This is a genomic window from Streptomyces sp. NBC_01013, assembly GCF_045162765.1.
In the GTDB taxonomy this organism is placed as follows: Bacteria; Actinomycetota; Actinomycetes; order Streptomycetales; family Streptomycetaceae; genus Streptomyces.
In genome coordinates this window covers 4150970-4163160 of sequence record NZ_CP108687.1, presented here as the reverse complement: position 1 = coordinate 4163160, position 12191 = coordinate 4150970, and the positions used below count along the sequence as shown (strand labels likewise).

General features: G+C 66.8%; 14 protein-coding genes. 9 read left to right on the top strand and 5 right to left on the bottom strand.

The window, feature by feature from the left end:
* The first annotated feature begins 327 nt into the window (after positions 1 to 327).
* The 9 genes from rpmH to OG538_RS17990 all read left to right on the top strand — a co-directional run bounded on the left by rpmH (position 328) and on the right by OG538_RS17990 (position 7112).
* On the top strand, positions 328 to 465 hold the full coding sequence (rpmH, locus tag OG538_RS18030) for a 50S ribosomal protein L34 (protein ID WP_010985740.1): 138 nt from the start codon (positions 328 to 330) through the stop codon (positions 463 to 465).
* A gap of 21 nt (positions 466 to 486) precedes the next feature.
* Positions 487 to 858, top strand: coding sequence for a ribonuclease P protein component (gene rnpA / locus OG538_RS18025; protein WP_406094786.1), 372 nt, complete (start codon positions 487 to 489; stop codon positions 856 to 858).
* The gene (gene yidD / locus OG538_RS18020; RefSeq protein ID WP_399303755.1) at positions 855 to 1214 is read left to right on the top strand and encodes a membrane protein insertion efficiency factor YidD; all 360 of its coding nucleotides are present in this window, start codon (positions 855 to 857) and stop codon (positions 1212 to 1214) included. The genes rnpA and yidD overlap by 4 nt, the downstream gene beginning before the upstream one ends.
* A 3-nt stretch (positions 1215 to 1217) precedes the next feature.
* The gene (gene yidC, locus OG538_RS18015) at positions 1218 to 2480 is read left to right on the top strand and encodes a membrane protein insertase YidC (protein WP_406094784.1); all 1263 of its coding nucleotides are present in this window, start codon (positions 1218 to 1220) and stop codon (positions 2478 to 2480) included.
* A 14-nt stretch (positions 2481 to 2494) separates the two neighbouring features.
* Entirely contained in the window at positions 2495 to 3004 is a 510-nt protein-coding gene (locus OG538_RS18010) for a R3H domain-containing nucleic acid-binding protein (RefSeq protein WP_326737415.1), read from the top strand.
* A gap of 108 nt (positions 3005 to 3112) precedes the next feature.
* A complete protein-coding gene (gene rsmG / locus OG538_RS18005) occupies positions 3113 to 3829 on the top strand; it encodes a 16S rRNA (guanine(527)-N(7))-methyltransferase RsmG (RefSeq protein WP_406094781.1) in 717 nt (238 codons plus the stop codon).
* Between the two features lie 223 nt (positions 3830 to 4052).
* Entirely contained in the window at positions 4053 to 5129 is a 1077-nt protein-coding gene (locus OG538_RS18000) for a ParA family protein (RefSeq protein ID WP_406100194.1), read from the top strand.
* A complete protein-coding gene (locus OG538_RS17995; protein ID WP_406094779.1) occupies positions 5126 to 6268 on the top strand; it encodes a ParB/RepB/Spo0J family partition protein in 1143 nt (380 codons plus the stop codon). The genes OG538_RS18000 and OG538_RS17995 overlap by 4 nt, the downstream gene beginning before the upstream one ends.
* 226 nt (positions 6269 to 6494) lie before the next feature.
* The gene (locus tag OG538_RS17990; protein ID WP_406094777.1) at positions 6495 to 7112 is read left to right on the top strand and encodes a GNAT family N-acetyltransferase; all 618 of its coding nucleotides are present in this window, start codon (positions 6495 to 6497) and stop codon (positions 7110 to 7112) included.
* 86 nt (positions 7113 to 7198) lie between these two features.
* On the opposite strand, the gene trxA is transcribed toward OG538_RS17990, so the two are convergent.
* The 5 genes from trxA to OG538_RS17965 all read right to left on the bottom strand — a co-directional run bounded on the left by trxA (position 7199) and on the right by OG538_RS17965 (position 12080).
* Entirely contained in the window at positions 7199 to 7528 is a 330-nt protein-coding gene (gene trxA, locus OG538_RS17985; RefSeq protein WP_219569130.1) for a thioredoxin, read from the bottom strand.
* Positions 7529 to 7570: 42 nt separating this feature from the next.
* Positions 7571 to 8533, bottom strand: coding sequence for a thioredoxin-disulfide reductase (trxB, locus tag OG538_RS17980; RefSeq protein WP_406094775.1), 963 nt, complete (start codon positions 8531 to 8533; stop codon positions 7571 to 7573).
* Between the two features lie 133 nt (positions 8534 to 8666).
* Positions 8667 to 9587, bottom strand: a complete 921-nt coding sequence (locus OG538_RS17975) for an anti-sigma factor family protein (protein ID WP_406094773.1) — start codon at positions 9585 to 9587, stop codon at positions 8667 to 8669.
* Positions 9584 to 10288 (bottom strand): RNA polymerase sigma factor SigM, encoded by a 705-nt coding sequence (gene sigM / locus OG538_RS17970; protein WP_406094771.1) that lies wholly within the window; start codon positions 10286 to 10288, stop codon positions 9584 to 9586. The genes OG538_RS17975 and sigM overlap by 4 nt, the downstream gene beginning before the upstream one ends.
* 76 nt (positions 10289 to 10364) lie before the next feature.
* Positions 10365 to 12080 carry a protein kinase family protein gene (locus tag OG538_RS17965; protein ID WP_406094769.1) on the bottom strand — a complete coding sequence of 572 codons (1716 nt, stop codon included), beginning with the start codon at positions 12078 to 12080 and terminating at the stop codon, positions 10365 to 10367.
* Positions 12081 to 12191 lie beyond the last annotated feature (111 nt).

The following is a 12191-nucleotide window of genomic DNA, read 5'->3' as shown; positions in this document are numbered from 1 at the left end:
TCGGGATGGGTGAGGACCGGCAGGCGGGAAGAAAAAGAACCGGGGTTCAGCCACGGTAGGCGGGCCGACCCGTGCGGTTCAAGTCGTTGTCCACAGGCTGTGCACAATGGGGGGCCCGACAGGGTCGGTTTGACCGGATGGCGTAGCCGCGCGTACCGTGACCAGGTCGAGTTGTCGATGGCTGCTGCCGCCTGCCTCCGATGGGCAAAGATCACGATCTGTGATTGTGAAGCGGTGCAACTAGGGCGTTTACGCGAGTCTCTCGTGGGCGCACGGTGACAGCCAGGCGATGTCCCGCCAATACACGATCATTACTGGAGCCCCCGAGTGAGCAAGCGCACCTTCCAGCCGAACAACCGTCGTCGCGCGAAGACCCACGGCTTCCGACTGCGTATGCGGACCCGTGCCGGCCGCGCGATTCTCGCGTCCCGCCGTGGCAAGGGCCGCGCCAGCCTGTCCGCCTGATCGCGTACAGGTCGTCATGACGTGCTGCCTACCGAGAATCGGCTGAGGCGGCGCGAGGACTTCGCGACCGCGGTACGGCGAGGACGCAGGGCCGGTCGCCCTCTACTCGTCGTCCATCTACGCAGCGGTTCAACGGACCCGCACGTGCCGGGGGAGACTGCTCCCCCGCCGCGTGCGGGTTTCGTTGTCAGCAAAGCAGTGGGTGGCGCGGTCGTCCGCACAGCGGTGAAGCGAAAGCTTCGCCATCTGGTCCGAGAACGGCTTGCCCTGCTGCCCCCCGGTAGCCTGGTTGTCGTACGCGCGTTGCCCGGTTCGGGTGACGCCGACCATGAACAGCTGGCCCGAGACCTGGATGCCGCGTTGCAACGGCTCCTGGGAGGGGGCGTGCGATGAAGTACCCGCTGCTGGCTCTCATCAAGCTGTACCAGTGGACGATCAGCCCACTTCTCGGGCCTGTCTGCCGTTACTACCCGTCGTGTTCCCACTATGGATATACGGCGATCGACCGGCACGGAGCGATCAAGGGAACTGCGCTGACGGCCTGGCGCATCCTGAGATGCAATCCGTGGTCACCCGGTGGCGTGGATCACGTTCCACCACGCAAACGTCCGCGTTGGCACGAGCTGCTGCGTAGTGCCATACGCGGCAGCAAGGGCGGGGACTCCGCCGCTGATGTGCCTCCCGGGAGGTCGGCCACCGATCTCCCGAGCTCGGCCGCAGAGACTTCGCCCAATGCTCAAGGAGCCTGATTAGTGGACACGATTGCCAGTCTGTTCAGCTTCATCACGTGGCCTGTTTCCTGGGTCATCGTCCAGTTCCACAAGTTGTACGGGGCGATCTTCGGCCCTGACACGGGATGGGCCTGGGGTCTTTCCATCGTGTCCCTCGTGGTGCTGATCCGTATCTGTCTGATCCCGCTGTTCGTCAAGCAGATCAAGTCGACGCGGAACATGCAGGTGCTCCAGCCGAAGATGAAGGCGATCCAGGAGCGCTACAAGAGCGACAAGCAGCGTCAGTCCGAAGAGATGATGAAGCTGTACAAGGAGACGGGTACCAACCCGCTCTCCTCGTGCCTTCCGATCATCGCGCAGTCGCCGTTCTTCTTCGCCCTGTACCACGTGCTCTCGGCCATCGCGTCGAACAAGAAGATCGGTGTCATCGATCAGTCGCTGCTGGACAGCGCGCGTCAGGCCCACATCTTCGGCGCTCCGCTCGCTGCCAAGTTCATGGACAGTGCGGAGAAGGTCGAGGCGCTCGGCGCCTCGCTGACCGACGTCCGGGTCGTCACCGCGGTCATGATCGTGATGATGTCGGCCTCGCAGTTCTTCACGCAGCGCCAGCTGATGACGAAGAACGTCGACCTGACGGTCAAGACTCCGTACATGCAGCAGCAGAAGATGCTCATGTACATCTTCCCGCTGATCTTCGCTGTCATGGGTATCAACTTCCCCGTCGGTGTCCTCGTCTACTGGCTGACCACGAACGTCTGGACCATGGGTCAGCAGATGTACGTGATCAACCAGAACCCGACCCCGGGCAGCAAGGCGCAGGAGCAGTACCTCGGGCGCCTTCTGAAGAGCGTCACCACGCACGGTGAGGTGCGGGGCCGGACCCGGCGCAACACGGTCAAGCGGATCGTGTCCAAGGGGCCGGACCGCAACGACATCGAGCGGAAGTTCGTCACGGGACTGGCGAAGCTCGGCCTGGCGCCGCAGGAGGACGGCACGGTGGTCAAGAGCGACACCGCCGTGGCCGAGGCCGAGGGCGGAGCCGCACAGCGGCGTCAGCAGCCCAAGCGCCAGACGAAGGCGAAGCGCCAGACCACCGCAGCCCATCCGGGCGCGGCCAAGGACAGCGATTCCACCGAGTCCGAGTCCAAGACCTCCCTGCAGAAGAGCGAACCGCAGGACGAGAAGTCCAAGCCGGCGGGCAAGCCCGCGTCCGGCTCCTCACGCCAAGCCAAGTCCGGACAGCGCAAGGGCCCGCAGAGGCCCAAGCACCCGTCCAAGAAGTAAGAAGGAGTCCATCCGTGACGGAAGGCACCACCTCCACGGCCGCTGAGGGCAGCGACACCTTGACCCGTCTTGAGCAGGAAGGGGAGATCGCAGCGGACTACCTTGAGGGCCTGCTCGACATCGCCGACCTGGACGGCGACATCGACATGGACGTCGAGGCGGACCGGGCCGCGGTCTCGATCATCAGTGATTCGGCACGTGAACTGCAGAAGCTCGTGGGTCGCGACGGTGAGGTGCTGGAGGCACTCCAGGAGCTGACGCGGCTGGCCGTGCACCGGGAGACCGGTGACCGGAGCCGTCTGATGCTGGACATCGGCGGTTTCCGGGCCAAGAAGCGCACGGAGCTCGCCGAGCTGGGTGCCAAGGCCGCGGACGAGGTCAAGAACACCGGCGAGCCGGTGAAGCTCGACCCGATGACGCCGTTCGAGCGCAAGGTCGTGCACGACGCGGTTGCGGCCGCGGGCCTGCGCAGCGAGTCGGAGGGCGAGGAGCCGCAGCGCTTCGTCGTCGTCCTTCCGGCCTGACCGGCCCCTCTCCTGTCGGCCCCGTCTGTTCGCAGGCGGGGCCGATCTTTGTCAGCCTGTTAGTCAGCCACCCATGGTGCGGTGCTGCGGTATGGAAGGACGGTTCCCGTGACGGAGGAAGTAGCGCTTCCCCAGGCGCCCGACGAGGCCCGGGAGGTTTTCGGTGAGTGCTTTCCCGAGGCCGTCCGGTACGCGGAACTGCTGGCCGATGCGGGGGTCAAGCGAGGGCTGATCGGCCCGCGGGAGGTACCGCGCCTGTGGGAGAGGCACCTGCTGAACTGTGCTGTTCTCTCCGAGGTCGTTCCCGAGGGCGTCACGGTCTGCGATGTGGGTTCGGGTGCCGGCCTTCCGGGGATTCCGTTGGCGCTGGTGCGGCCGGACCTGAAGATCACCCTGCTTGAGCCGCTGCTGCGGCGGACGAACTTCCTCCAGGAGGTCGTCGAGCTTCTGGGGCTGGACCACGTGACGGTCGTCCGTGGCCGGGCCGAGGAGGTCCTGGGCACGCTCCCGCCGGTTCATGTGGTGACGGCCCGAGCAGTGGCCCCGCTGGATCGCCTGGCGGGCTGGGGAGTGCCCCTGCTCCGCCCGTACGGGGAGATGCTGGCGCTCAAGGGTGATACTGCCGAAGAGGAGATCAACGGCGCGCGAGCGGCCCTCAGTAAGCTCGGGGTCGTGGAGACCGAGGTGCTTCACGTGGGTGAAGGCGTCGTCGATCCGATGTCCACGGTGGTGCGGGTGGTGGTCGGTGAGAGTCCTGGCGGTGTGAGGTTCGCCGCAAAGCGTGCCAAGGCCGCGAGGGTCAGCCGGACACGTCGTCGTCGCTGAGCGCAGCTGTACCTACCCCGCGCGGAGTGTCGTGCCCCTGTAGCTACGCTGCAGGGGCATCGTGTTTCACGTGAAACGTCGCTCTCTGCTGCATGGAATCATCGGCCGCGGTCGTGCGGCCGCCACCCCTCGCCATCGCAGGCCCGTTAGGGCTACGGAGTTGTCCACAGAAGTGGATTCATCCACAGAAGAGCGGGCCTCGCTGGTTCGCGACCCCGAAAGCATGGCAGGCTCTGCTCATTGCGAGCCTGAAGTCGAGGAGAGTGAATCCTTGCGGTCCGACGCCAACATCGCGGGACCGATGACCGATCCGGTCCCCGGTCCCCGAACCGAATCGGCGGGGGACGGTGTTTCACGTGAAACACCACCGCCGATGGATGACACACCCATCGGTCGTGCGGCCCAGCTGGCGGTGGAGGCCCTCGGCCGTGCCGGCGAGGGCCTGCCGCGGCCTGACCAGACGCGGGTCATGGTGGTGGCCAACCAGAAGGGCGGGGTGGGTAAAACCACGTCGACGGTCAACCTCGCCGCCTCTCTTGCGCTCCATGGCGCGCGCGTTCTGGTGGTTGACCTCGATCCGCAGGGGAACGCCTCTACGGCTCTGGGTATCGACCACCATGCCGAAGTTCCTTCGATCTATGACGTCCTGGTGGAGAGCAGGCCGCTCTCCGACGTGGTTCAGCCCGTTCCGGACGTCGAAGGTCTCTTCTGCGCCCCCGCGACCATCGATCTCGCCGGTGCGGAGATCGAGCTGGTATCGCTGGTGGCGCGGGAGAGCCGACTACAGAGGGCGATTCAGGCCTACGAGCAGCCGCTCGACTACATCCTGATCGACTGCCCGCCCTCGCTCGGCCTGCTGACGGTCAACGCCCTGGTGGCCGGCGCGGAGGTGCTGATCCCTATTCAGTGCGAGTACTACGCGCTGGAAGGGCTGGGTCAGCTGCTGCGCAACGTCGACCTGGTGCGGGGGCATCTCAACCCTGATCTCCATGTGTCGACGATCCTGCTCACCATGTACGACGGCCGCACCAGGCTTGCGTCGCAGGTCGCGGAAGAGGTGCGCAGCCACTTCGGTAAGGAGGTGCTGCGGACCAGCATTCCCCGTTCGGTGCGGATCTCGGAAGCGCCGAGTTATGGGCAGACCGTGCTGACCTATGACCCCGGTTCGAGCGGGTCGCTCTCGTACCTCGAAGCAGCCCGTGAGATCGCGTTGCGCGGGGTCGGGGTCCAATACGAGGCCCAGCATGCCCAGACGGGCGTGCGGAACAGCCAGCAGAATACTTCGGAGGGGATCCAGTGAGTGAGCGTCGTAGAGGTTTGGGGCGAGGGCTCGGTGCCCTGATCCCCGCCGCTCCGCAGGAGAAGCAGGTGCCGTCCCCAGGGACGGGTACCTCCGCGTCCGGCGCGATGCCGGTCCTGACGTCCGAGCGTGGCGTGGCGGTATCCAAGGTGACCACCCTGGGCTCGGGGAGCCCTGTGGTGCCGGAGCCGAGCGCTCCCCTCTCGATGTCCGACGGAACCAGTGAGCCGGCGGAGGTCGCTGGGGCGTACTTCGCCGAGCTGCCGATCGACTCGATCACGCCGAACCCTCGTCAGCCCCGCGAAGTGTTCGACGAGGACGCACTCGCCGAGCTCGTCACCTCCATCAAGGAGGTTGGCCTTCTTCAGCCTGTCGTTGTCCGCAAGACGGGGCCGGGGCGCTTTGAGCTCATCATGGGTGAGCGGCGCTGGAGGGCCTGCCGTAAGGCGGACCTGAAGCAGATCCCAGCGATCGTCCGGGCGACGGATGACGAGAAGCTGCTCCTGGACGCGCTTCTGGAGAACCTGCACCGGGCGCAGCTGAACCCCCTGGAAGAGGCGGCTGCGTACGACCAGTTGCTCAAGGACTTCAAGTGCACCCACGACCAGCTGGCCGACCGGATCGGGCGCTCGCGCCCGCAGGTGTCCAACACCCTGCGCCTGCTGCGGCTGTCGCCGCCGGTGCAGCGCAGGGTCGCGGCCGGGGTGCTTTCGGCTGGACATGCGCGGGCCCTGCTGTCGGTGGATGACTCCGAGGAGCAGGACAAGCTCGCCCATCGCATCGTGGCCGAGGGGCTTTCGGTGCGTGCGGTCGAGGAGATCGTGACGCTCATGAGCTCCAGGCCCACGACCGCCGCAAAGTCCAAGGGCCCACGGGCGGGCGGTCGGCTGTCGCCGGCGCTGTCCGATCTGGCGTCCCGGCTGTCCGACCGGTTCGAGACCAGGGTGAAGGTCGACCTCGGGCAGAAGAAGGGGAAGATCGTGGTCGAGTTTGCCTCGATGGAGGATCTGGACCGCATCCTCGGCAGTCTCGCGCCGGGTGAGGGCCGTGTTCTGGACCACGCTCCTTCGGAGGAGGAGGCGGCCTCTTCGGAGAAGACGGCGGCCTCGGAGAAGACGGCTGGGAACGACGAAGGCTGACGTCCTGCGTGGTGAGTGGCGGGTTGTTTTCCGGTGGGTCACGGAGGGCAGCCCGCCTTTTGCTTCTGGGGGAGGCGGTCGGCTCTTTGCTCTCTCACGGTGTCGGCTTGATTCCTTGGTCGATACGATGCGTTCTGGTAGCGCATATCCATTTGCCCATCTCCGTGAACGGAGGGCACCGGCCGTCGTGCGACGCGGCGGGTGAGGGAAGTGAGGAACGACCTTCATGGGGCGTCGGCTCGTACCGCTCACGCTGGACAACCTGTCGGATCTCCCCCAACGCTGCCGCTCGTGTGTGTTCTGGGAGCTCGATCCGGTGCGTGGTGACGCTGCGGTCAAGGGCGGGACTGCAGAGGAGGAGAAGGAGGCCTGGATCTCCGCCGTTCTTCTGGAGTGGGGGTCCTGTGGCCGAGTGGTCTACGTCGACGACGTGCCGGTCGGCTTCGTCCTCTACGCTCCGCCCGCCTATGTGCCGAGAGCAACGGCCTTCCCGACGAGTCCGGTCTCCCCCGATGCGGTTCAGCTGATGACCGCCCTGATTCTCCCGGGCTACCGAGGCCAAGGGCTGGGCCGGGTGATGGTGCAGACGGTTGCCAAGGACCTGCTCCGTCGCGGGTTCAAGGCAATCGAGGCCTTCGGGGATGCTCGCTGGAAGCAACCCGCTTGTGTGCTGCCTGCGGATCACTTGCTGGCCGTGGGCTTCAAGACGGTTCGGCCCCACCCCGTGCACCCGCGGCTGAGGCTGGAGCTGCGTACGACGCTTTCGTGGAAGGAAGACGTCGAGATGGCGTTGGACCGACTTCTGGGAGCTGTGCAGAAGGAACCGGTGCTGCGTCCGCTGTGAGCGATGTGCAGCGAAAGCGAAACGGGCCCATCCCCTGAGGGATGGGCCCGTTTCACGTGAAACAACGGGACTACTGTTCTACGGACCTACTCGGTGATGAAGCCTTCGAGATCGCGCAGGATCGCGGCCTTCGGCTTGGCGCCAACGATGGTCTTGGCGACCTCGCCACCCTGGTAGACGTTCAGCGTCGGGATGGACATGACGCCGTACTTCGCAGCAGTGGCCGGGTTCTCGTCGATGTTGAGCTTGACGATCTCAATCTCGCCGTGCTCGGCCGCGATGGCCTCCAGGGAGGGGGCGATCTGACGGCACGGGCCGCACCAGGCAGCCCAGAAGTCCACCAGCACGGGCTTGTCACTCTTCAGGACGACCTCGTCGAAGGAGTCGTCGGTCACGTTCTTCAGGGCGCCGGCCACGGCGGCCTCCTTAACTTCGCGGGGTGTGGGGTGAAGCGTGGATCAGACGGTGACTGCAGCGGACTTCTCGTCGTCGGCGAGCGCGGCCAGAAAGCGCTCGGCGTCGAGAGCGGCGGAGCATCCGGTGCCGGCAGCAGTGATGGCCTGCCGGTAGGTGTGGTCGACGACGTCTCCGGCGCCGAAGACACCGGTGAGGTTGGTGCGCGTCGAGGGGGCGGCCACCTTGAGGTAGCCCTCGTCGTCAAGGTCGAGCTGGCCCTTGAAGAGCTCGGTGCGCGGGTCGTGGCCGACGGCGATGAACAGGCCGGTCACGGCGAGCTCGGAGGTCTCACCGGTCTTCGTGTTGCGCAGGGTCAGACCGGAGAGCTTCTGGTCGCCGTTGACACCGGCGACCTCGCTGTCCCAGGCGAACTTGATCTTCGGGTCCGCGAACGCGCGGTCCTGCATGGTCTTGGAGGCACGCAGGGAGTCGCGGCGGTGGACGATGGTGACGGACTTGGCGAAGCGAGAGAGGAACGTGGCCTCTTCCATCGCGGTGTCGCCACCCCCGACCACGGCGATGTCCTGGTCCTTGAAGAAGAAGCCATCGCAGGTCGCACACCAGGAGACGCCACGTCCGGAGAGGGCGTCCTCGTTGGGCAGACCAAGCTTGCGGTGCTGCGAGCCCGTGGTGACGATGACGGCCTTGGCGCGGTGAACCGTGCCGGCGGTGTCAGTGACCGTCTTGATGTCACCGGTGAGGTCCACGGAGATCACGTCGTCAGGGATGAGCTCAGCCCCGAAGCGCTCGGCCTGGGCGCGCATGTTGTCCATGAGCTCCGGGCCCATGATTCCGTCCTGGAAACCGGGGAAGTTCTCCACGTCGGTGGTGTTCATCAGAGCGCCACCGGCGGTGACAGCACCCTCGAACACCAGCGGCTTCAGCGAGGCGCGCGCGGTGTACAGGGCGGCTGTGTAGCCCGCTGGGCCGGAGCCGATGATGATCACATTACGCACGTCGCTCACGGGTTTCTTCCTCGTCTCTGCAGACTGCCTACTGTCCACGCCTACCGGGGGTCGGTTCAACGACTCTCACCCCACCCAACGGATCCTACGGGGGATGCATTCCCGACGTGCCCGGGCGGCATCCGCCTGGCTTTCAGGGGCGTGCGTAGGCGTGCGTCAGCAGGAGCTTCCCCTTGGCTGCGGGCTCGGCGCCGACACATGCGGCGTCGACGACGTAGGCCTGGACCCTGGTGGTGTCCGAGGGGTGCGGCAGGACGACGAGGAAGGCATCAGTGCCTTCGTAGGTCCCGCGCTCCATGGCCAGGGCTGCCGTGCTCCGGCCTATGCCCTGCTTCACGCAGGAAGGGACCGCTACGGTCGGCGCCCGGAGCGGGGCTTGGGGTGATGCGGATTGCGGCGAGGACTTCGTGTCAGCGGACGGGTCCTGTTCCTGACTACTGGAGTCCTGCGGGCTGGCAGCGTCGGTGCGAGAGCCCAGCAGGCTGTTGACCCGGTCTTCCAGCGTGGACTGCGAGAACGCGTGCGACTCGGTTTTCGCCTGGGCGGAACCACTGTCCAGAGCGGTGGCGTCGCTACTGCCCTGGGAAAGCTGGACGTTCTGCAGCAGGAAGATGCTCACGCCGACCACGGCCGCTCCGAGGGCGGCGCCGAGCACCGCAGTGCGCCGACGCCGCCGTGCTGGGCGACGGCCGGGGCCCGTCGCAGCACGTGAGTGCCCGACCGGGCGGTCCGCGACTTCCGAGGCAGCCCCAGCACATGTCGTTTCACGTGAAACATTGATCGCGGTTTCCCGCGCTCCGTGGGAGGAGCGGGCTTCCTCCGCGAGTGCGGCGTCCATGCGATCTGCGATGTCGGAGGGCATGGGCTCCGGGGCGGGGAGCGCGCCGAGCAGCTCGCGGATCTCCTCCAGCGAGGTGTGCACGTCGGTGCAGAGTTCACACCCGGCCATGTGTCGCTTGACGTCGGCCGCGCGGGACGGGGAGAGCAGGCCCTCGGTGAGGTCGGAGATCTCGGAGACGTCCGGGTGCTGGGTCGTGTCGGTTGTCGATGTCATGCGCGTCCACCTCCGCCCTTCGCTGCCGCTGGATCGCTCGTGCCCGCATCTATTGGGCTCGCCGCCGATGGGACGGATGCTCTCGGCGTCCGGTTCCCTTCCGCCCTCGACCCCTCGCTGTCTTTCCCGCCGCTGCGGAGATGGGTGAGCTGAGGGGCCAGCCGCGCGCGTCCCCGCGCGCAGCGGCTCTTCACGGTACCGACCGGCACTTCAAGGATCAGGGCAGCCTCCGCTACCGGATACCCCTGCATGTCAACGAGGACGAGCGCAGCGCGTTGTTCGGCAGGGAGGGTGGCCAGCGCATCGAGCAGCTCGCGCTGAAGGTCCTGCCGTTCGGCAGGCGCCTCAGCGGACTCGTGCGGCTCCAGGAGTTGATCGAAGCGCTCAGGGTCGTCGACCGGTGCGGTCTTACGGGAAGAGGCCTTACGGACCCGGTCGAGACAGGCATTGACCGTGATGCGGTGCAGCCAGGTGGTGACGGCCGACTGCCCGCGGAACGTGTGAGCGGCGCGGAAGGCGGAGATCAAGGCGTCCTGCACGGCATCAGCCGCTTCCTCGCGGTCACCCAAGGTTCGCAGCGCCACGGCCCACAGCCGGTCGCGATGACGCCGTACGAGCTCACCGAAGGCGTCCGGTTCACCGGCTACGTGGCGAGCGAGGAGGTCTGAGTCGCTGAGTTGTCCGGACGGCTCGGCGGCCACCTCCCCCTCCCCCTCCCTCTCTCCGAATCAAGGTCAGTCTGTCTATCACGGTTGGGGCGGGAAGGGGGAGGGCTGATCAGCCGAGAACAGAGATCTCCGAAATTCCTCCGCGATACCCGCCGCCGGTGTCGTCCTGTGGAAGCTCCGTGATGTGAATCAGGACGTAGCGGGTCCGCACTGGCTTGGCGAGGGTTTCCTTGAGAGTGCTGCCTGCCGTCCCCAGCTGGGTGAGGTGCTGCGGGAAGTCCGAGAGGGACGAAGGCGCGGAAGCGCTCTCGTCTGCCGCCAGAACCTCTGCCTTCTGTCCGCTGCGGTACATGGTGACATCGATACCCGAGACGTCCTGCACGCTGCCCAGGTCAACGACTATCCCGCTGCCGTCCTTGCGGGGTGCGATGTTGCCGAAATTCGGGAAGCCCAGGTAGCGCGGAGTGATCCATGAGGTGTCCGGCTCGCCGTCGACGGTGTTCGGTGCGTCGCCCTGACTGATGCCTGAGCCGCTGGGCATGAACTCCGCGGCACCGGCGATCTTCAGCGGACCGGCAGGCCGGGGTTTCGGTTTGTCGCCGTTCTCCGGGTTGGTCTGTGTGGTTCCCGGGTCGTCCGAGCTCTTGTCGCGGTCGAGGAGCGTCTCCGCGAGCTGCCAGCTGCCGAGACCCAGAGCCGCGATGAGTAGCGCCGAAACCGCCCACTTGAGGGCCTTCCCGGTACGGCTCTGGAGCGGCGCGGGAGGTACTGCGACGGGCTGGGTGATGCCGGGGCCGGGGCCGGCCGGCCGGCCGTAGGTGCCCTGCTGGTACGTCGTCCGCTGGTACTCGGGCGGCGCGGTGAACGTGGGCTCGGGGGGGCGGATGCGCGGCATCGCCGCAACGGCTTTGGCGAGCTCGTCCGGGGTGGTGCACGGCTGTTCCTGACGGGAAGCAGTGGCCCCGTCATTGGCGAGCGCCCGCATGGCGATCTCGGAGAGACCGCGGTGGACTCCGGCCCGCACCTGGTCCGGCGCGATCAGCCCCACACCCTTGGGAAGCCCGGTGAGGCCGTAGGCATCGTTCTCGTAAGGCCAGCGCTGGGTCAGCGCGGCGTAGAGAAGGGCGCCGATCGCCTCGGTGTCGGCGCGCTGTGGTCCGTCGGAGGTGATTCCCCGCAGCGCGGCGTTCACCGCGAGGCCACGGATGCGGTATTGACCCGAGGAGCTGCGCAGCACCGCTCCAGGCGTCAGCCGTAGATGCGCCAGGCCCTCGCGGTGGGCGGCCGCCATGGCCTGGGAGATCTGGCTGACGAGCTGGTAGGCGTCGTGAGCTTCCATCGGTCCCGCGCCGAGGAGGGCGGTCAGCTCGGTGGCGTCCGGGAGCCATTCGTGGACGACGTAGACGAGATCGTTCTCTTCCACCGCGTCGAGGACCTGCACGAAGCGGGGGTCGCCGAGCAGGGCGGAGGAACGGGCCGCGGCCAGCACGGAGCGGGCCCGCGGATGGTCCGCAGGCAGGAGGTGTACGCCCACCGCGCGGCGCAGTTTCTCGTCGACAGCGCGCCAGCTGCTGAACCCGTCCAGACGGGTGACGCATTCTTCGAGCCGGTAGCGCCCGGCAAGCTTGTGACCGCTGTGCAGATCAGGGGTCGAGATGGTGGTCTCGGAGCTACTCGGCTCGCTCTCCGCGTCCTGAGGGCCTGAGCCCGTTGAGTCCTGGGCTTCCGCCGTACCGTCGCTCGTGGCCTCGTCCGCCTTCGCGGCCAGCGGTTCGTCACCACTGTTGTCTGCCACGTCGACGGCGGCCGTGCTACGTTCCGCCACCGTCGTTCCTGCCTCCCCATCCGTTGGGCGATGCCAGCCAGCCCCGCACAGTCACGCCAATTGTGCCCACACTCCGGCCCTATGCACGACACGCAGATACCGGTGATGGTT